The sequence below is a fragment of the Microbacterium keratanolyticum genome, from assembly GCF_016907255.1.
GTDB classification, from domain to species: Bacteria; Actinomycetota; Actinomycetes; order Actinomycetales; family Microbacteriaceae; genus Microbacterium; species Microbacterium keratanolyticum.
Map to the genome: position 1 here is coordinate 2,431,713 of NZ_JAFBBQ010000001.1, position 17,558 is coordinate 2,449,270.

Below are 17,558 nucleotides of genomic sequence, written 5' to 3' on the forward strand. Positions count from 1 at the left end.
TGTGTGATGAGAACGAAGATGTTCGCGGTGGTCACAGCATGGGTGCTGGCGATCACCGGACTTGCGATGGTGCCCCTTATGGCGGCGCCGTCGGCGGCGCAGGCCGCGACAGAGCGGACGCTGTTTGAAGACGATTTCGAGGCCGGCGACGGCGCGAAGTGGGTGACGACGGGCTCCGCTGTGAGCTTCGCCGACGGAATGCTGGGCATCCGCGGCGGCGGACCGGAGAACCGAGCGCTCTCTCGTGCTGACATCCTGGCCGACGAGTTCACGCTGACCGCAGACCTGTTCATCAACGCGGGCAACACGAACAGCGCGCTCAAGATCGGCTTCGTCTCCACGGAGTCGGCCGCGGCACGCTTCCAGCTCACGTATGACGGGCCGAACAAGCGGTTGAGCCTGGAGAAGGTCACTTCGTCCGGAACGGCGAAGGTCGCGGGTCCGGTGACGCTCGACCTTCCGGTTAACACGGGCGGCGCTCCGCATCGTGTCGCCATCCACGTGGATGGTGATCGCGTGCAGGCCGCCGTGGACGACGTCGTTCACATCGATGTCGCGGAGAGTGGCATCGCCGCCTTCGATCAGGGACGTGTGCTGATCGCCGGGCAGTTCCCGCAGCAGGACTTCCACATCGACAACCTGCGGGTCGTCACGAGCGAGCCGGAGAAGACCGGCGCGTACACGCTCGAGCTCCGCACAAAGACCGACGGTGTCGTCGATGTCGACCCGTCGAGCGCGGGCGGTTCCGTCACCGCGAACCGTGCATCGGGAGATCCGGGAGATGTCGTGACGCTGGCGCCGATCACTCGGCCCGGCTTTCTCTTCGATGGCTACGAGTCGCTCCGCGCCGACACCGAGACGAGCACCGACGGACTGCTGACGATCACCGACGATCGGTTCTCGTTCAACGACAAGACCGGAAGCGTCATCGTCATCGCGAAGTTCGTGACCGCGCCGGTCGATCCGAACCTCCTTTTCGAGGATTCCTTCGCCGGCGCGTTCAACGAGCACGGTCTCTACGCGGTGAACGATCCCGCATCTGCCCAGGTCGTCGATGGAGCGCTGCAGATCGCGCCCACCAGCGGACCCGCCGTCGCCTTCGTCGATGCCACGGCATGGAACAACCCGGGCGACTACGAGATCACGGTCGCCGCGCGTAAGGTCAACGCTGCCGCAGGCACGGCGCAGATCGCCTTCCGCGGCGCGGCCTTCGACGACCGCTACGTGCTGGCGCTCAACGGCTCCAAGGCGCTGCTGCGCCGCTTCGACGCGCAGGGTGCGAACGTCGAACTTGCCGCCGCGCCCTACTCCTTCACACAGACCTCGCGGAGACTCACCATCGCGGTCTCCGGTGACACCGTCTCGGTCTCATCGAACGGCACTCCCGTGCTGTCGTACGTGAACACGGACGATGTGCCCCGCGACGTCGCCGACTGGGCCGGGCTTCCTGCCGGACTGGCGCTCATCAACATGACGCCCGGCGCACCCGTGGCGTTCGACGACGTCGCGGTGTCCCGCGTGCCGGTGCGTGTCGCCGTCACAGCGACCATCACGGAGGACGGTCAGCCGGACGTCGCGCTGCAGAGCGGAGCAGTCGTGCTCTCGGCGCACTCCGCAACCGAGGGAGACACCCTCACCTGGAGCGTGTTCCCGAAGGGCGGATACGCGCTTGCGGGGGTCACGATCGACGGCGTCGCGCTCAGCGAGAACCGCTTCGTGGTGCCGCAGGGTCGCACGCAGCCGATCGCGCTCGTGGCGGACTTCGTTCCCGCAGCACGTGCAGCACAGACCTTCCATGTCGACCCCGATGGGGGAGACGATGCGAACGACGGAACCGCTCCGGCCTCGGCATGGCGCACGCTCGACGCGCTGAGCACCGTCGTCTTCCACCCGGGTGACAGCATCCTGCTCAAGCGCGGCAGCGTGTTCACGGGCGCGGCGGCGGCACTGCGCTTCTCCGGCTCGGGAACCAGCGACGCCCCGATCGTGGTCGGCGCATACGGCGAGGGCGCACGCCCACAGTTGAACGCCGCGGGCGCAGTGGAGAACGTCATCACCCTCTACAACCAGGAGCACATCACGGTCACCGGGTTGGAGATCACCAACCTCGACCCGGCGTTCGCGACCGGCTTCGCGCTCAACGGCAATGACAACAGGCAGAAGAACCTTCGCGCCGTGAACGTCATCGCCCGCGACTTCGGAGTCGTGACCGGCATCCGGATCACCGATCTGTACATCCACGATGTCAACGGCAACCTCAACGCCAAGTGGAACGGCGGCATCTTCTTCGACATCGGTGCCGCAGTCGAGAACGGTGAACTTCGCGGAGTGCCCACGAAGTACCACGACGTGCTCATCGAGGGGAACGTCTTGGAGCGCGTTGACCGGTCCGGTATCAAGCTGGTCAGCTCGGGCTGGGCCAACCAGTCGCTGCAGAACGCTCCGGGAACGCCGCTGCACTGGTACCCCTCGACGGGTGTCGTCGTGCGCGACAACCAGCTGCGCTACATGGGCGGTGACGCCATCACCGTGCGGGACACGGACGGTGCGCTGATCGAGTACAACCTCGCTCGGCACGCGCGCTATCAGAACACGGGCTACAACGCCGGGATCTGGCCGTTCCAGGCCACGAACACGGTGGTGCAGTACAACGAGGTCTCGCACACGCACGGCGTGCAGGACGGCCAGGGCCTGGACACCGACCATGTCTCGTCGTACACGGTCATGCAGTACAACTACTCGCACGACAACGAGGGCGGGTTCATGCTGATCATGAACGGGTTCCCGCACACCGCACCGACGATCCGCTACAACGTCAGCCAGAACGACGCGGACAAGACGTTCGAGTTCGCGCGTGGCACGGCCGCCGGCACGATGATCTACAACAACACGATCTCGTCCGACAGCCTGCTGCAGGGTCCGCGCGGCGGTGTGCTCGACCTGGCGAACTCCGCGGCAGGAACAGGCAACCGCGAGGTCTTCCTCTTCAACAACGTGTTCCACTACCCCGAGGGGCAGAAGTTCTACGTCGGTGAGGCCGCGACGATGAAGACGCGCGCGAAGCTCTTCAACAACTCCTACTCGGGCGGCATCGCTGTCCCCGAAGAGGAGGAGCGACCGCTCACAGCGGATCCCGGCCTCATCTGGGGAAGCGCGCCGAACGACACTGATGCGACCGTGCCGCTGACCGGTGCCGCCGCAGAGGGGCACTTCGACGGATACACCCCGGGTGAGACCTCGCCGCTGCGCGGTGCCGGAGTTACGCTCGACGAGGCCGTGGCGCACTTCGGTGGCACGATCACGGATCGTCGCGCGCTCTCGCCGACCGAGATCCACGCGCTCGCGCTGCAGGGGGAGAGCATCGACTTCGCGGCGGGGCGGTTCCTGCCGGACGTCGCCGGTGTCGGATACGGCACCGACTTCCTCGGAACCGCGCTGCCGGGATCCGACAGCGCCGAGGGAATCACCATGGGTGCGATCCAGTACGCCGACCCGAGCAGCACCGGCCCTGATGGTGGCGGTGACGGCGGTGGCGACCCTGATGAGGGTGGCGGCGGCGACGGCGGCGGCGACCTGGGTAACGGCAACGGCAACGGCACGGGTGGCGGCACCGACGGAGAGAACGAGGGATCGGGTGGCGACACCGGCTCCGCCGGGGGATCCGGTCAGGGCGCCGCGGACGCCGAGGGCGAGGCCGCCTCGGGTGCGCCCCTCGCCGTGACCGGTGCGGAGGTCCCGCTCGGGATGCTCCTGCTCGGCGCCTTTGCGATCGTGATCGGGCTGGGCCTGCGTGTCACCCGGAGGCGCGTGCGGTGACCTCGAAGACTCTCGCCGCCGCGGCGGCTGCCCTCGTGGTGTTCCTCGGTGGACTCCTCTCGGGGTGCGCGGCGGGGCAGGGGACGGTCGCCGACGCGGTCGAGACGCTGTACGCCTCGGCATCGGTCTCCGATGTCGAGGCGGCCACCCGCCAGGCCCGAGATGCAGCGATCCTGGAGTGGGGCGCGGAGGAGCAGGTCATCGCGCCCTTCTCCGCGCCCGCACTGCAATCTGCCTATGACGCGGACGCCGCAGAGGGGGCACGCTACGGTGCGCAGACCCTCAGCTTCTGGAACTACTACACCGAGTTCGTCGACACCGTCGCGCAGCAGCTGCGGGACGGCCTCCGTCAGGAGCTGACGGAGGCAGATGCGCGCGCCTACTACGACGCGCATCCCGCAGACTTCGCGCGGCAGGACACAATGACCGTGCGGATCACGGAGTGGGAAGGCACCCGCGCCGTCGGCGCATCCGAGCTGGACATCGACGCAGACACGGTGCGGATGCTGCAGGAAGCCCACGATCTGGCGATCTCGGCGGCGCTCGCGCTGCGCGCGGGGGAGCAGGTCACCGTCGATCGCGGCGACGGCCGTCAGGCGTTGATCGAGTGCCTGACGCGCGAGAGCGGTGGCACCTATCCCTTCGACGATGTGATGCAGGCGGCCGCCGTGCGCGCCGCATCCGACATCTTCGAGTCCGAGCTGCGGCGTCGCATCGCGGCCGCGCACCCCTGACGAACCCTACGAATGAGAAAGAGGACCGCCGCATGAGCGCACCTGCACCGAAGCGACCGAATGTCGTGTTGATTTTGACGGACGATCATGCGTCGCATGCGATCGGTGCGTATGGTTCGGTGGTGAATGTGACGCCGCGGATTGATGAGATCGCCGCGGCGGGTGTGCGATTGGACAACTGTTTCTGCACGAACGCGTTGTGCACCCCGAGTCGGGCATCCATCCTGACCGGGACATACAGTCACATCAATGGGGTGACGACGTTGGAGACGCCGATCGATGCGTCGCAGCCGACGTTCGTGTCGCAGCTGCAGCAGGCGGGGTATCGCACCGCGATCGTCGGGAAGTGGCACATGGGTGAGGGGCCCGGTCATGACCCGGAGGGGTTTGATTATTGGGCGGTGCTGCGGGATCAGGGTGAGTACTTCGACCCGCAGATCCTCACCGAGACCGGTGTGCAGGTCGTGCCGGGGTATGCGACGGATGTGATCACCGACCTGTCGCTGAACTGGCTGGAATCGTTGGACGGGGACGAACCGTGGTGTCTGCTGATTCACCACAAGGCCCCGCACCGGCCGTGGGAGCCGGATGAGAAGCACAAGGGCATGTATGCGCAGCCGATCCCGGTGCCGGCGACGTTCGACGACGACTATGCGACGCGTTCCTCGGCCGCGCACCGGGCGGCGATGCGGATCGCGGACCACCTCACCCTCACCGACCTGAAGCAGATGCCGCCGGAGGGTCTCACCTACGAGCAGGCCGCGCTGTGGAAGTACCAGCGGTACATGGAGGACTACCTCGCCTGCGTCGCGTCCGTCGACGACAACGTCGGCCGGGTCATCGACTGGCTCCGTGAGCGGGACCTGTTCGACGACACCATGATGATGTACACCTCCGACCAGGGGTTCTTCCTCGGAGATCACGGCTGGTTCGACAAACGGTTCATGTACGACGAATCCCTGCGCATGCCGCTGGTGATCTCCTACCCGGCCCGCATCCCCGCAACAGAGAAGCCGATCGAGCAGATCGTCACGAACGTCGACTTCGCGCAGACCATCCTCGACGCCGCCGGCCTCCCCGCCCACCCGCGCATGCAGGGCCTGAGCATCTGGCCCCACCTCACCACCACCCCCGACGCCCCCACCCGTGAGGCGATGTACTACCGGTACTTCGAGAACGACGACATCAACCACCACGCCCTCGCCCACTACGGCATCCGCACCGACACCCACAAACTCATCTACTTCTACAACGACGGCCTCGGCCTGCCCGGATCCTCCCCACACACCTACCCACCCGAATGGGAAATGTACGACCTCGCCACCGACCCCGAAGAAATGCACAACGTGTACCACGACCCCAGCTATGCGAGCATCCGGGAAGAACTGAAGGCCATGCTGTGGCAGTTGCAGGCGGAGCTCGAAGACACCCCGCACCACTCTCAGCCTGTACCGGAGCGGCTCACGGCACAGACCCGCTGAAGAAGATCCGGCGGCGGGCAGAGCCCGGACACGGCGATCAACTCACACAGGTGACGCTCTGTGACGACTCGATTCGGATGACATCGAGTGTCCTGAATAACGTTACGGAGTCCCCCAAGAGAGGAACCCGAATCCATGTCCCGCCGCCGCACCACCTCCGTCATCGCCGCACTCGCGGCGGTGCCCCTGTTCTTCAGCCTCGCCGCCTGTGCCACCCCTGCGGCCGATGCCGGCTCCTCCGCATCGACCGCAGATGAGGTCGTCAAGATCGGCGTCGTCGGCAAGTCCGACCCGCAGTGGCCCGCGTTCATCGACGCGGCCGCCGCCGAGGGCATCACCGTCGAGATCGTCGACTTCGGCTCCTACGAGCAGCCGAACCCGGCCCTGACCGCGGGTGACCTCGACCTCAACCAGTTCCAGCACATCGTCTACCTCGCGGGGTACAACGTCGCCGCAGGCGAAGACCTGACGGTCATCGGCTCGACGGCCATCTACCCGCTCGGCCTGTACTCGAAGAAGTACGAAGACGTGAAGAGCATCCCCGCCGGCGAGACCGTCGCAGTTCCGGATGACGCCTCCAACCAGGCTCGTGCGCTGCTCGTGCTGCAGTCGGCAGGACTCATCGAGCTCAAGAGCGGCGGCACGATCTTCTCCGATCTGAGCGACGTCGACACCGACAAGTCGAAGGTGCAGGTGACGGCGCTGGAGGCGGCGCTGATCCCCACCGCCCTTCCCGATGTCGCCGCGGCGATCATCAACAACGACTTCGTCCAGGACGCCGGGCTCACGTTCGAAGACGCGATCGCGCAGGACGACCCGAACGACCCGAACGCGCTTCCGTACGTGAACATCTTCGCGGCGCGGGCTGATGACGCCGACAACGCCACGTACAAGAAGCTCGTCGAGATCTTCCAGACGAACGACGACGTGCGCAAGGGCCTCGCCGAGGCATCCGGCTTCACGGGCGTCTCGCTGCAGGTCCCGGTCGCCGACCTCAACGCCTCGCTCAAGAAGGTCGAAGCAGACACCAAGGCACACAAGGGCTGAGTCGCTCTCAGCCAAGTACGAGAGAATCGGGCGGTGTCATTTCTGGCACTGCCCGATTCCCCTTTTCTCTTCATCGGAGCACCCGCATGCCCATCGTGACTCTCACGAACGTGTCGAAGACCTATCCGCCCACCCAGAAGGGCGGCGCCGAGGTCACCGCCGTCGACGATGTCTCGCTCGAGATCGAACGCGGCGACGTCTTCGGCATCATCGGCTACTCCGGCGCCGGCAAGTCGACGCTCGTCCGTCTGATCAACGCGCTGGAACCGGCATCCGCAGGGACGATCGAAGTCGACGGCACCGACATCACCACGCTCTCCGAGAAGCAGCTGCGCGCGGTGCGCAGCGGCATCGGCATGATCTTCCAGCAGTTCAATCTCTTCTCCGCGAAGACCGTGCGCGCGAACATCGCCTACCCGCTGAAGCTCGCGGGGTGGTCGAAGGCCGACATCGACGCCCGTGTTGATGAGCTGCTTGCGTTTGTCGGGCTGAGCGACAAGGCGCGCGCGTACCCCGAGCAGCTCTCGGGCGGGCAGAAGCAGCGTGTCGGCATCGCCCGCGCTCTCGCGACGCGACCGGCGATCCTGCTGGCCGATGAGGCCACGAGTGCACTCGACCCCCAGACCACGCACGAGGTGCTGGATCTGCTGAAGCGCGTCAACGTCGAGCAGAACGTCACCATCGTGATCATCACGCACGAGATGGACGTCATCCAGACGATCGCGACGAAAGTCGCTGTCATGGAGAACGGGCGCGTCATCGAGCAGGGCGACGTGTTCGAGGTCTTCTCCGCACCGCAGAACCCGGCGTCGCAGCGCTTCGTCGCCACCGTCGTCAAGGGGATTCCCTCTCCGGCGGAGAGCGCGGCGCTGCGTGAGCGCCACGATGGTCGACTCGTCACGTTCTCGTTCCGCGACGGCGACTCTTCGCAGGCGCAGGTCTTCGTCGATCTCGCCGACGCCGGACTCGACTTCGAGCTCGTCTACGGCGGCATCAACGACATCCGCGGTCGCGCGTTCGGTCATCTGACGCTGGCGATTCGCGGATCGGATGCGGCGATCGATGCGGCGCTCGTGAAGATCGGCGCCTCTGTCGAAGTCACGGAGATCGAGCGAGAGGGGGCACGCTGATGGATCGTCTGATCGAACTCGGTCCTGACTTCTGGAAGGCAGCGCTCGAGACGCTGTACATGACCACCTACGCGCTCGTGCTGGGTGGGGTTCTGGGAACGCTCATCGGTCTCGGGCTGTACACGACGCGCCAAGGTGGCCTGCTCGCGAACCGGTTCGCGAATGGGCTTCTCAGCTTCGTCGTGAACTTCTTCCGACCGATTCCGTTCGTGATCTTTCTCGCGGTGCTGATGCCGTTCACGCGCGCGGTGATCGGCACCGGCATCGGCGTGAACGCCGGAGCCTTCGCGATCGGCATCGCCGCAGCATTCGCGATCGGCCGCATCGTCGAGCAGCATCTGGTGTCGGTGTCGCCCGGTGTGATCGAGGCGGCGCGGGCGATGGGTGCGGGCCCCCTGCGCATCCTCTTCACGGTCGTCGTGCCCGAGGCGCTCGGACCGTTGATTCTCGGCTACACGTTCGTCATCGTCGCACTGATCGACATGACAGCGATGGCCGGTGCCATCGGCGGCGGTGGCCTTGGCGCGTTCGCGCTGGTCTACGGTCACCGCCAGTTCGAGCCGGTGGTCATGTGGGCGGCGATCATCCTGATCGTCGTGTTCGTGCAGATCGTCCAGACGCTCGGCACGCGCCTCGCGCGCAAGGCGATGCGTCGCTGACGTCCGGCTAGGGCGTTTCGCCACCCGGTGCATCCTGCAGGGTGCGCCGGGTGCGGAACTCGCGCGGCTTGCCGCTGAGCGGGTCGATGAAGCGCAGTTCGCGCGCGAGCAGCTGAAGAGGACGGTCGTAGTCGTCGGGCATCTCATCCAGGAGATCTGGATAGAACGAGTCATTGCGGATGCCGGCGCCGAGCGCGGCGAGATGCACGCGGAGCTGGTGCATCTTTCCGCTGTGCGGGCGCAGCAGCGTGTGCAGGACGTGCTCATCGAATCCGAGCAGCTCGATGAGAGTCTCGGTGTTCGGCTCGCGCTCATCGTCGACAGTGACCCGCACGGTGCCGCGCAGCTTCTCGATGTGATTGCGGTAGATGAGCGGGAACGCGCGCCCGGCCAGAGCCGGAGCATCCGGATCCCACGCCTCAGGAAGGTCAGAGACCGCCTCGTACACCTTCTCGACCTGTCGGTTCTCGAAGAGCAGCTGGTAGGCGCCGCGGGTCACCGGGCGCGCAGAGAACAGCAGAAGGCCGGCGGTGGGGCGGTCGAGTCGATGGATCGGCGCGATATCCGGATTGTCGAGCCGATTGCGCAGCCGCACGAGCGCCGAATTCTGCAGGTAGCGACCCCCGGGGGTCGTCGGCAGGAAGTGCGGCTTGTCGAGAACGATCAGATCGTCGTCGATGTGGAGGATCTCCTCCACGACAGGCAGGGGCGTCTCCACCGGCGGCTCCCGGTAGTACCAGACGAACTCCTCGGCCCCCAGCGGGGTGTCACGCGCGAGCGCGGCACCCGTGATCGAGACGATCTCGCCCCGGTCGAAGCGCTCGCGTAGCACATCGGCGTCCAGGTGGAAGAAGCGCTCGACCATGTAGTCGGCGATCGTCGCCCAGGGGCCGGTGCGCGGCACGTGCAGGCGGGTGGCCCCGACGCCGTCGCGCACGGGGAGCGGGGAACGCATGGCCATCAGCGTGCCGCCATCATGAGTCGAAGCTCAGGCTGAGCTTTCGCAGCAGCGCAGCGAGCCGTTCGCGGTCGCCGCGGGGGAGTGCGGCGAGCAGCTCGGCCTCGGCGTCGACCAGGCGAGTGATGGCGGCATCCACCCGGATGCGCCCGTCATCGCTGAGTGTGACCAGCACGCTGCGGCCGTCGGCCGGATCGGCTTCGCGCTTGACCAGTCGGCGGCCCACGAGACGGTCGATCCGGTTGGTCATCGTGCCGCTGGACACGAGCGTCTGCTGGAGCAGCTGCTTGGGGGAGAGCTGGAAGGGGGAGCCAGCACGACGCAGGGCGGACAGCACATCCCACTCCCACGACTCCAGGTCGCTGCGCCGGAACACCTCGCGACGAGCGCGGTCGAGGTGGCGGGAGAGGCGATCGACACGGGAGAGCACTTCCAGGGGCGAGAAATCCAGGTCGGGGCGCTGGGTGACCCACGCCGCGACGATGCGGTCGACTTCGTCGCTTGAGCTCATGAGGCCATTATCGCGGTCTCTCGATGGCGTCGCTGTCCGCGAGGAGTGCGCGTGGCGTGGCAGACTTGTCAGGCGGCCTGAGCGCCGCGGTCCGCCGTGGTGTAATGGCAGCACGACAGCCTTTGGAGCTGTGAGGTCTAGGTTCGAGTCCTGGCGGCGGAGCATGACTGGGAACACTCTCGCAATCGTCATCCTCGCTGCAGGCCAGGGAACGCGCATGAAGTCGCGCCTCCCCAAGGTGCTGCATCCCATCGGCGGGCGCCCGCTGGTCGGCCACGTGCTGACCACCGCGGGCCGCCTGGGCGCCGATCACATCGAGGTCGTGGTCCGACACGAGCGCGACACGGTCGTCGCGACGCTGAGCGAGGCCTACCCCGACGCGATCTTCGTCGACCAGGATGAGATCCCCGGCACCGGACGCGCGGTCCAGGTGGCTCTCGACGCCCTTCCCGGCGACTTCGACGGCGACGTGCTCGTGCTCTCCGGCGACGTGCCGCTGCTTGACGCCGACGCGCTGCAGGCACTGCTCGACGGTCACCGCGCAGCGTCCGCGGCCGCCACCGTCTTGACCGCACGCGTCCCCGACCCCAGCGGCTACGGTCGCATCGTCCGCGACGACAGCGGGGCCGTGCTCCGCATCGTCGAGCAGAAGGACGCGTCGGCAGAGGAAGCCGCGATCGACGAGATCAACTCCGGCGTGTACGTGTTCCGTGCTCCGCAGCTGCGTACCTACCTCGCGCGGGTCGACCAGAACAACGCCCAGGGCGAGATGTACCTGACGGATGTGATCGGCCTTCTGCGCGAAGCGAAGGAAGCGGTCGCCGCAGAGATCACCGCCGACGCCGTGGCCACCTTCGGCATCAACGACCGCGTGCAGCTCGCCGAGGTCGGGCGAGAGCTCAACGCTCGCATCGTGCGCCGCTGGCAGCGTGAGGGCGTCACCGTCGTCGACCCCGCGACCACGTGGATCGACGACGATGCGACGCTCGCCCCCGACGTCACGATCCTGCCCAACACGCACATCCTGCGCGCCACGACGATCGGCGAGGGGGCCATCGTGGGTCCGGACACCTCGCTCGTCGACTGCGAGGTCGGCGAGGGGGCGATCGTCCGCCGCACGGACGCGACGCTCGCCGTGATCGGCGCCGGTGCGACCGTCGGCCCGTTCTCGTTCCTGCGCCCCGGCACGGTTCTCGGCGCGAAGGGCAAGATCGGCGCGTTTGTCGAGACGAAGAACTCGACCATCGGCGAGGGCAGCAAGGTTCCGCACCTGTCGTACATCGGGGACGCGAACATCGGCACGGGCGTCAACCTGGGCGCCGGTGCGATCACCGCGAACTACGACGACATCACCAAGCACCGCACCGAGATCGGCGATGAGGTCCACACCGGGTCGCACAACGTGTTCGTGGCTCCCGTTAGACTGGGCGCAGGCGCGAAAACCGGGGCAGGAGCGGTCATCCGCAAGGATGTGCCCGCCGGTGCCCTGGCTCTGAGTGTCGCCCCCCAGCGCAATGTCGATGGATGGGTCGAGAAGAACAGGGCAGGCACGGAAGCTGCGAACGCGGCAACCCGAGCACGATCGGCGGAGTAACCAGACCATGGGTCAGAAGAAGAAGAAGACCGATCTCGATCGGGCGAAGAGCGTCGCTCCGAGTCTCGTCGCGAAGACCAAGAAGCGACTCGTCGTCGCCGGCGGGCGCTCGCACCCCGAGCTCGCAAAGGCCGTCGCCGCGGCGCTCGGCACGGAGCTCGCTCCCACCGAGCACCGCACTTTCGCCTCGGGCGAGATCTACTCGCGTTTCGATGTGTCGATCCGCGGGTGCGACCTCTTCCTGATCCAGTCCTTCGGCGAGCCCGTCAACGAGTGGCTCATGGAGACGCTGATCATGATCGACGCCGCGAAGCGCGCGTCGGCCAAGCGCATCACGGTCGTCGCCCCGTACTACCCCTACTCGCGTCAGGACAAGAAGGGCCGCGGCCGTGAGCCGATCAGCGCCCGACTCGTCGCCGACCTGCTCAAGACGGCCGGCGCCGATCGGGTCATGAGCGTCGACCTGCACGCTGCACAGATTCAGGGCTTCTTCGACGGCCCCGTCGACCACCTGTTCGCGAAGCCCGTGCTGCTGGACTACTTCGAGCGCACGCTCAGCGAGGAAGACCGGGAGACGCTGACGATCGTCTCGCCCGACATGGGTCGTGTGCGCGTCGCCGACACCTGGTCCGACAGCCTGGGCGCACCTCTCGCGATCATCCACAAGCGTCGTGATCCCAAGGTCGCCAACCAGGTCACCGTGCACGAGATCGTCGGCACCGTCGACGGTCGCACCTGCCTCCTCGTCGATGACATGATCGACACGGGTGGCACGATCGTCAAGGCCGCGCAGGCTCTCAAGGCGAACGGCGCACGCAAGGTCATCGTGGCGGCGACGCACGCGATCTTCAGCGACCCGGCAGCGGTGCGGCTGCAGGACGAGGCCGTCGACTCGGTCGTCGTCACAGACACGGTCCCTCTGGCCGCAGACCGCAACTTCCCGGGTCTCGTGATCCTCCCGATCGCCCCGCTGCTGGCTCGCGCGATCCACGAGGTCTTCGAGGATGGTTCGGTGACGAGCATGTTCGGCGGCGAAGCGTAACCTCCCGCCACATCACAGCGCGTCCACAGTCGTGGCGCGTAGCGTCAGCGCGTGCGCGGAAGCATCCACGTGCAGAGGACGCCACGGCCGTGGCATCCGCTCTCACCGAGCAGGAGGAACGCATGATCCGTACACCCCTGACCCCGTCTCGCACCCCGGCGCTGCGGATGGCGGCGGCGCTCATCGGCGTCGCCGGTGCCACCGCTCTCGCGGGCTGCGCGGCGCCCGCGACGCCCGATGCGGGCGCGGACGGCAGCGCTCCGGCATCGACCGACAGCGCGAGCGGCTCCTACAAGGACGGCACGTACACGGCCGAGGGAACCTATCGCACGCCCGAAGGCATGCCCGAGACCATCTCTGTGACGTTGACCCTTGCGGACGGAGTCGTCGAGGGCGTCGAGGTGACGGGCGACCCGCAGGCGCGCGAGACCGTCCAGTACCAGGGCCAGTTCATCGACGGGATCGCAGCCGTCGTGACGGGCGTGCCGATCGACGAGCTGAAGGTCGATCGCGTGGCAGGCTCGTCGCTCACGAGCGGCGGCTTCAATCAGGCCGTCGAAGAGATCAAGGCGCAGGCCGCGGAGTAGGCGCCATGCCCGTCTGGCCGTTCGAGGCGATCGGCACGCACTGGGAGATCGAGACCGACGAGGTGCTCAGCCCGCGGCTGCGCGCGAGCGTTCGTGAGGAGATCACCGCGTTCGATCAGGCGTGGTCCCGTTTTCGCGCTGATTCGCAGATGTCGGCGCTCGCTGTGGCCGGTGGCGAGATCGCGGCGCCGCCGGACGCCGTGCGGCTGCTCGACATGTACCGTGCGCTGTCGCAGGCCACCGAAGGTGCTGTGAATCCGCTCATCGGCGACAGCCTGGCAGCGCTGGGCTACGACGCGGCGGTATCGCTGCGGGCGGACGCACCCCGCGCAGCGCCGTCGGACTGGGAGCAGCGCCTGCGGTGGTCAGAACAGTCCGTCTCGCTGGATGGGCCCGGAACCATCGATGTCGGCGCCATCGGAAAAGGTCGTCTCGTCGACCGCGTGCTCGCCGCGCTCGCGCCTGTGGACGGACGCGTGATCGTCGACGCGAGCGGTGACCTCGCGACGCGCGGAGCGCCGGTGCGGGTCGCGTTGGAGCATCCGTATGATCCGAGATCGGCGATCGGAGTCGTGACGATTCAGGATGCGGCGCTCTGCGCATCCGCGATCAATCGGCGTGCCTGGGGAGACGGTCTGCACCATGTGCTCGACGGCCGCACGGGACGGCCGGTGCGCACCTGGGCGGCGACCTGGGCGATGGCCCCCGACGCGATGACGGCGGATACGATCGCGACGGCGCTGTTCTTCGAGGGCGGCACGGATCTCGCCGCGCGCTGGGGTGTGTCCTGGGTGCGCATGGGGACGGATGGACGTGTGGAGCAGTCTTCGGATGGCGTCGCCACGCTGTTTCTTGCCGACACGGCGCACGGACGGAGGGAGGGGCAGTCGTGATCACATCGCTCATCGCTGTGCGACAGCGGGTTCTTTCGCTTCTCGGGATGCTGTCGATGTACCGGACGGTGCTGCTCGCACTCCTTGCGCTCGCGGTGATCGCCCTCGTGCTGTCGTTCACCGGGCTCGTCGGGGTGAATCCCTTGGCGCTCATGTCGTCCCTCCTGGTACTGGCCGCGGCGGTCGCGGTCGTGGATGCGATCGGCCAACGCGTGGTGCGCCGAGCCTGGCGGGTGGAATCGTCGCTCATCACCGCGCTCATCCTCCTGTTCGTGCTGCAACCCGGGATGTCCCTCGCTGAACTCGGCTCCCTCGCGGTGGCGGGTGCCGTCGCTGCACTGTCGAAGTACGTGATCGTCTGGCGCGGGCGTCACTTCCTCAATCCGGCGGCCGTGGGGGCGACCGTCGTGACCCTGGCGGGCATCGGCACCTTCTCGTCGTGGTGGGTGGGCACACCGGCGCTCGTCGTCCCCGTGGTGCTCCTCGGACTCGTCGTGCTGTGGCGCACCTCACGCGTCCGCATCGTCGCGTTCTTCGTCCTCGTCGCCGTCGCCACGGCGCTCGTGCGCGATGTCACGATCTCCGCGCAGTTCGGCCTGGCCTTCTCCGCGGGAGAGTCGCTCACGCTCGCGCTGCTGCAGTCGCCGGTGCTGTTCCTGGGCGCCTTCATGCTCTCCGAACCGCTGACCCTGCCGCCTCGCCGTTGGCAGCAGTTCACGGTCGCGACCGTCGTGGGTGTGCTCGTGGGCTGGCCCATCCTCGTGGGTGGTTTCGTGACTCTCGGGCAGGAGCGCGCACTGCTCATCGGCAACCTCCTGGCGTTCGCCCTGGCGTTGCGCGGAGGACTGCGTCTCACGCTCGCCGGGCGTCGGCTCGTCACCCCCACGGTGCACGAGCTGACCTTCCAGGTGGAGGGACGTCCGCGAGTCGTCGCCGGGCAGTATGTGGAGCTCGAGGTCCCGCATGCGCGCCCCGACGTCCGGGGTACACGCCGCGAGTTCAGCATCCTCTCCTCCCCGAGCGATCTTCCGGAGCTTCGTGTGGCGTACCGGGACGGCACACAGCAGCATCCGTCCAGTTACAAGCGCGCACTCCGGGACGTCCGGGTGGGGCAGACGCTGCGCGCGACGGGCGTCTGGGGTGACTTCGTGCTTCCTCGGGGAGAAGCGCCGGTTCTTCTCGTCGCGGCGGGGATCGGCGTCACTCCCTTCGTGTCCCAGCTGCGGGAGCTTCGGGCGCAGGGCGGTGACCGCGACATCGTCCTCGTGTACGTCACCGCGGAATCCGCCGAGCTGGCGTTCCGAGATGAGCTCGAGCGCTGCGGCGTGCGCGTCATCGTGTTCACGCGCGACGAACCGCAGGAGCTGCCGGCGAGCTGGATGTGGGCGGCGGGTGCGCGCCTCGACGGCCCTCAGCTCGCGCGTCTGGTGCCCGACCTGGCCGAGAGGCATGTGCTTCTCTCCGGGCCGCCGCGACTGATCGCCGACCTCTCGCCGGAGCTCCGGACCGCGCGCAGCGTGCGAACTGACGCCTTCGCCGGCTACTGATCCGCCGCGGGATGCGGCGTCGCCTCCGCGTCTGACGTCTCCACCGGGGCCAGCGGCAGCCGTACCGTGAAGGTCGTATCGCCCGGCTCGCTGTCGACGCGGATGGTGCCGCTGTGGCCCTCCACGATCGCCTTGACGATCGCAAGGCCGAGACCGCTGCCGCCGGTCTGCCGCGCGCGGGAGACATCGCCGCGCGCGAAGCGGGCGAACAGCTCCTCGCGGTGCTCCGGGGCGATCCCCGGCCCGTCATCATGCACGCGCAGCACGGCCGTGTTCTTGTCACGTTCCAGCCGGAGAGTGACCTGTGTGCCCGCAGGCGTGTGCGTGCGCGCGTTCGCCAGGAGGTTCACGATCACCTGGCTCAGGCGGCCGGAGTCACCCGTCACGATGACGGGTTCATCGGGCAGCTCGATGTTCCAGGAGTGATCAGGCGCCGTGGGCCGGGCATCCGCCACGGCTTCGACGGCCAGTCGGGACAGGTCGACGGCGCTGTGCACGAGTTCGCGGCCCTCATCCAGGCGCGCGAGCAGCAGCAGGTCCTCGACGAGGCGCGTCATGCGCAGCGACTGCGCCTGGATGCGCTCCAGCGCCGTGTGGGTCGTCTCGGGGAGAGTCGTGTCGCGCAGCGAGAGCTCGGAGTAGCCGCGGATCGACGTCAGTGGGGTGCGCAGTTCGTGACTTGCGTCGGCGACGAAGCGCCGCATCCGCTCCTCATTCTTCTGTCGCGCGGCCAGCGAGGCGTCGACGTGATCGAGGAGCTTGTTGAGCGCCGCGCCCACGAGCCCTGTCTCGGTGCGCGGATCGGCCTCCGTGAGGGGAACGCGCTCCTGGATCTGCACGGCACCGCGGTCCAGCGGCTGGTTCGCGACACGAGTGGCGGTCGCCGCCACCGCACGCAGCGGACGCAGGCCGAGGCGGATCGTGATCGCTGTCGTGAGCGCGAGCAGGATGAGTCCGCCGAAGGTCGTCAGCGCGATCGTCGTGAACAGGGCGCCGATGTTGCGCTGGATCTGCTCGCGAGGAAGACCCACGACGATGTTCACATCGCCGCCGAGCAGCTGCGTCGTCTGCAGCACATCGTGGGTCACCTGGTAGGAGCCGAGTGAGCTGATCGCCGTGGTTCCGCGGTTCTCAGTGATCGCAAGGCCCGCCTGCTGCATCTGCTGGGTCGTGAGCTCTGTCGTCGTGCCGTCGTCGCCGACGACGGCACCGGTGGCGGTGCGATCGGGCGCGATGATGATGAGCAGGATGCCCGGGGGGACCGAACGCCCGATCAGCAGATTCGTCGCGGTCGGCACGGTGTGTGAGAGCAGCGCCTGCTCGGTCGTGATCTGCGCGACGCGGTCGCGGTTCGTGAGCAGCTGCTGGCGCAGACCCTCTTCCAGGGTCTGGCCGAGCGTCGCGCTCGTGATGATCGCGATGATCACGACAATCAGCGAGACGAAGCCGATGACGGCGGCCATGAGTCGCGCCTGCAGCGTCAGCGGACGACGCGGCGAGGGCGCGGTGAAGACGGCGGCGGGTGCGGGAGAGGCGCTCACGGTACTCAGCTGTCGGCG

The 17,558-nt window shown here is 67.5% G+C and carries 14 protein-coding genes and 1 tRNA gene; 12 read left to right on the top strand and 3 right to left on the bottom strand.

Annotated elements, in window-relative coordinates; genetic code table 11:
- The first annotated feature begins 6 nt into the window (after positions 1-6).
- The 6 genes from JOD62_RS11710 to JOD62_RS11735 all read left to right on the top strand — a co-directional run bounded on the left by JOD62_RS11710 (position 7) and on the right by JOD62_RS11735 (position 8,867).
- Positions 7-3,816: a right-handed parallel beta-helix repeat-containing protein gene (locus JOD62_RS11710; protein ID WP_204939449.1), complete on the top strand. Its 3,810-nt coding sequence runs from the start codon at positions 7-9 to the stop codon at positions 3,814-3,816.
- Positions 3,813-4,550, top strand: a complete 738-nt coding sequence (locus JOD62_RS11715) for a hypothetical protein (RefSeq protein WP_204939450.1) — start codon at positions 3,813-3,815, stop codon at positions 4,548-4,550. The genes JOD62_RS11710 and JOD62_RS11715 overlap by 4 nt, the downstream gene beginning before the upstream one ends.
- Before the next feature lie 32 nt (positions 4,551-4,582).
- Entirely contained in the window at positions 4,583-6,031 is a 1,449-nt protein-coding gene (locus JOD62_RS11720; RefSeq protein ID WP_204939451.1) for a sulfatase family protein, read from the top strand.
- A gap of 135 nt (positions 6,032-6,166) precedes the next feature.
- Positions 6,167-7,078: a MetQ/NlpA family ABC transporter substrate-binding protein gene (locus JOD62_RS11725; RefSeq protein ID WP_204939452.1), complete on the top strand. Its 912-nt coding sequence runs from the start codon at positions 6,167-6,169 to the stop codon at positions 7,076-7,078.
- An 86-nt stretch (positions 7,079-7,164) separates the two neighbouring features.
- The gene (locus JOD62_RS11730) at positions 7,165-8,208 is read left to right on the top strand and encodes a methionine ABC transporter ATP-binding protein (RefSeq protein ID WP_204939453.1); all 1,044 of its coding nucleotides are present in this window, start codon (positions 7,165-7,167) and stop codon (positions 8,206-8,208) included.
- The gene (locus JOD62_RS11735) at positions 8,208-8,867 is read left to right on the top strand and encodes a methionine ABC transporter permease (protein WP_204939454.1); all 660 of its coding nucleotides are present in this window, start codon (positions 8,208-8,210) and stop codon (positions 8,865-8,867) included. Before JOD62_RS11730 ends, JOD62_RS11735 begins: the two co-directional genes overlap by 1 nt.
- 7 nt (positions 8,868-8,874) lie before the next feature.
- Here JOD62_RS11735 and JOD62_RS11740 read toward each other — a convergent pair whose 3' ends face one another.
- Positions 8,875-9,822, bottom strand: a complete 948-nt coding sequence (locus JOD62_RS11740) for a pseudouridine synthase (protein ID WP_204939455.1) — start codon at positions 9,820-9,822, stop codon at positions 8,875-8,877.
- Positions 9,823-9,841: 19 nt separating this feature from the next.
- Entirely contained in the window at positions 9,842-10,336 is a 495-nt protein-coding gene (locus JOD62_RS11745) for a MarR family winged helix-turn-helix transcriptional regulator (RefSeq protein ID WP_204939456.1), read from the bottom strand.
- A 90-nt stretch (positions 10,337-10,426) separates the two neighbouring features.
- Here JOD62_RS11745 and JOD62_RS11750 point away from each other — a divergent pair.
- The 6 genes from JOD62_RS11750 to JOD62_RS11775 all read left to right on the top strand — a co-directional run bounded on the left by JOD62_RS11750 (position 10,427) and on the right by JOD62_RS11775 (position 15,999).
- Positions 10,427-10,498 (top strand) — tRNA-Gln (locus JOD62_RS11750).
- Position 10,499: 1 nt separating this feature from the next.
- Positions 10,500-11,930, top strand: a complete 1,431-nt coding sequence (gene glmU / locus JOD62_RS11755) for a bifunctional UDP-N-acetylglucosamine diphosphorylase/glucosamine-1-phosphate N-acetyltransferase GlmU (RefSeq protein ID WP_204939457.1) — start codon at positions 10,500-10,502, stop codon at positions 11,928-11,930.
- A gap of 7 nt (positions 11,931-11,937) precedes the next feature.
- A complete protein-coding gene (locus JOD62_RS11760; RefSeq protein ID WP_204939458.1) occupies positions 11,938-12,972 on the top strand; it encodes a ribose-phosphate diphosphokinase in 1,035 nt (344 codons plus the stop codon).
- Positions 12,973-13,094: 122 nt separating this feature from the next.
- Complete coding sequence (locus tag JOD62_RS11765; RefSeq protein WP_204939459.1) at positions 13,095-13,559, top strand: FMN-binding protein; 465 nt, start codon at positions 13,095-13,097, stop codon at positions 13,557-13,559.
- Between the two features lie 5 nt (positions 13,560-13,564).
- Positions 13,565-14,452 carry an FAD:protein FMN transferase gene (locus tag JOD62_RS11770; RefSeq protein WP_204939460.1) on the top strand — a complete coding sequence of 296 codons (888 nt, stop codon included), beginning with the start codon at positions 13,565-13,567 and terminating at the stop codon, positions 14,450-14,452.
- The gene (locus JOD62_RS11775; RefSeq protein WP_271171525.1) at positions 14,449-15,999 is read left to right on the top strand and encodes an FAD-dependent oxidoreductase; all 1,551 of its coding nucleotides are present in this window, start codon (positions 14,449-14,451) and stop codon (positions 15,997-15,999) included. Before JOD62_RS11770 ends, JOD62_RS11775 begins: the two co-directional genes overlap by 4 nt.
- Here JOD62_RS11775 and JOD62_RS11780 read toward each other — a convergent pair.
- Positions 15,993-17,540: a sensor histidine kinase gene (locus tag JOD62_RS11780; RefSeq protein ID WP_307818816.1), complete on the bottom strand. Its 1,548-nt coding sequence runs from the start codon at positions 17,538-17,540 to the stop codon at positions 15,993-15,995. The genes JOD62_RS11775 and JOD62_RS11780 overlap by 7 nt on opposite strands.
- Positions 17,541-17,558 lie beyond the last annotated feature (18 nt).

What these genes read in the sequence shown, in the direction of transcription:
- JOD62_RS11710 (WP_204939449.1), top strand. Translation starts at nt 7, where the DNA reads ATGAGAACGAAGATGTTCGCGGTGGTCACAGCATGGGTGCTGGCGATC.
- JOD62_RS11720 (WP_204939451.1), top strand. Translation starts at nt 4,583, where the DNA reads ATGAGCGCACCTGCACCGAAGCGACCGAATGTCGTGTTGATTTTGACG.
- JOD62_RS11725 (WP_204939452.1), top strand. Translation starts at nt 6,167, where the DNA reads ATGTCCCGCCGCCGCACCACCTCCGTCATCGCCGCACTCGCGGCGGTG.
- JOD62_RS11730 (WP_204939453.1), top strand. Translation starts at nt 7,165, where the DNA reads ATGCCCATCGTGACTCTCACGAACGTGTCGAAGACCTATCCGCCCACC.
- JOD62_RS11735 (WP_204939454.1), top strand. Translation starts at nt 8,208, where the DNA reads ATGGATCGTCTGATCGAACTCGGTCCTGACTTCTGGAAGGCAGCGCTC.
- JOD62_RS11740 (WP_204939455.1), bottom strand. Translation starts at nt 9,822, where the DNA reads ATGCGTTCCCCGCTCCCCGTGCGCGACGGCGTCGGGGCCACCCGCCTG.
- JOD62_RS11745 (WP_204939456.1), bottom strand. Translation starts at nt 10,336, where the DNA reads ATGAGCTCAAGCGACGAAGTCGACCGCATCGTCGCGGCGTGGGTCACC.
- glmU (WP_204939457.1), top strand. Translation starts at nt 10,500, where the DNA reads ATGACTGGGAACACTCTCGCAATCGTCATCCTCGCTGCAGGCCAGGGA.
- JOD62_RS11760 (WP_204939458.1), top strand. Translation starts at nt 11,938, where the DNA reads ATGGGTCAGAAGAAGAAGAAGACCGATCTCGATCGGGCGAAGAGCGTC.
- JOD62_RS11765 (WP_204939459.1), top strand. Translation starts at nt 13,095, where the DNA reads ATGATCCGTACACCCCTGACCCCGTCTCGCACCCCGGCGCTGCGGATG.
- JOD62_RS11770 (WP_204939460.1), top strand. Translation starts at nt 13,565, where the DNA reads ATGCCCGTCTGGCCGTTCGAGGCGATCGGCACGCACTGGGAGATCGAG.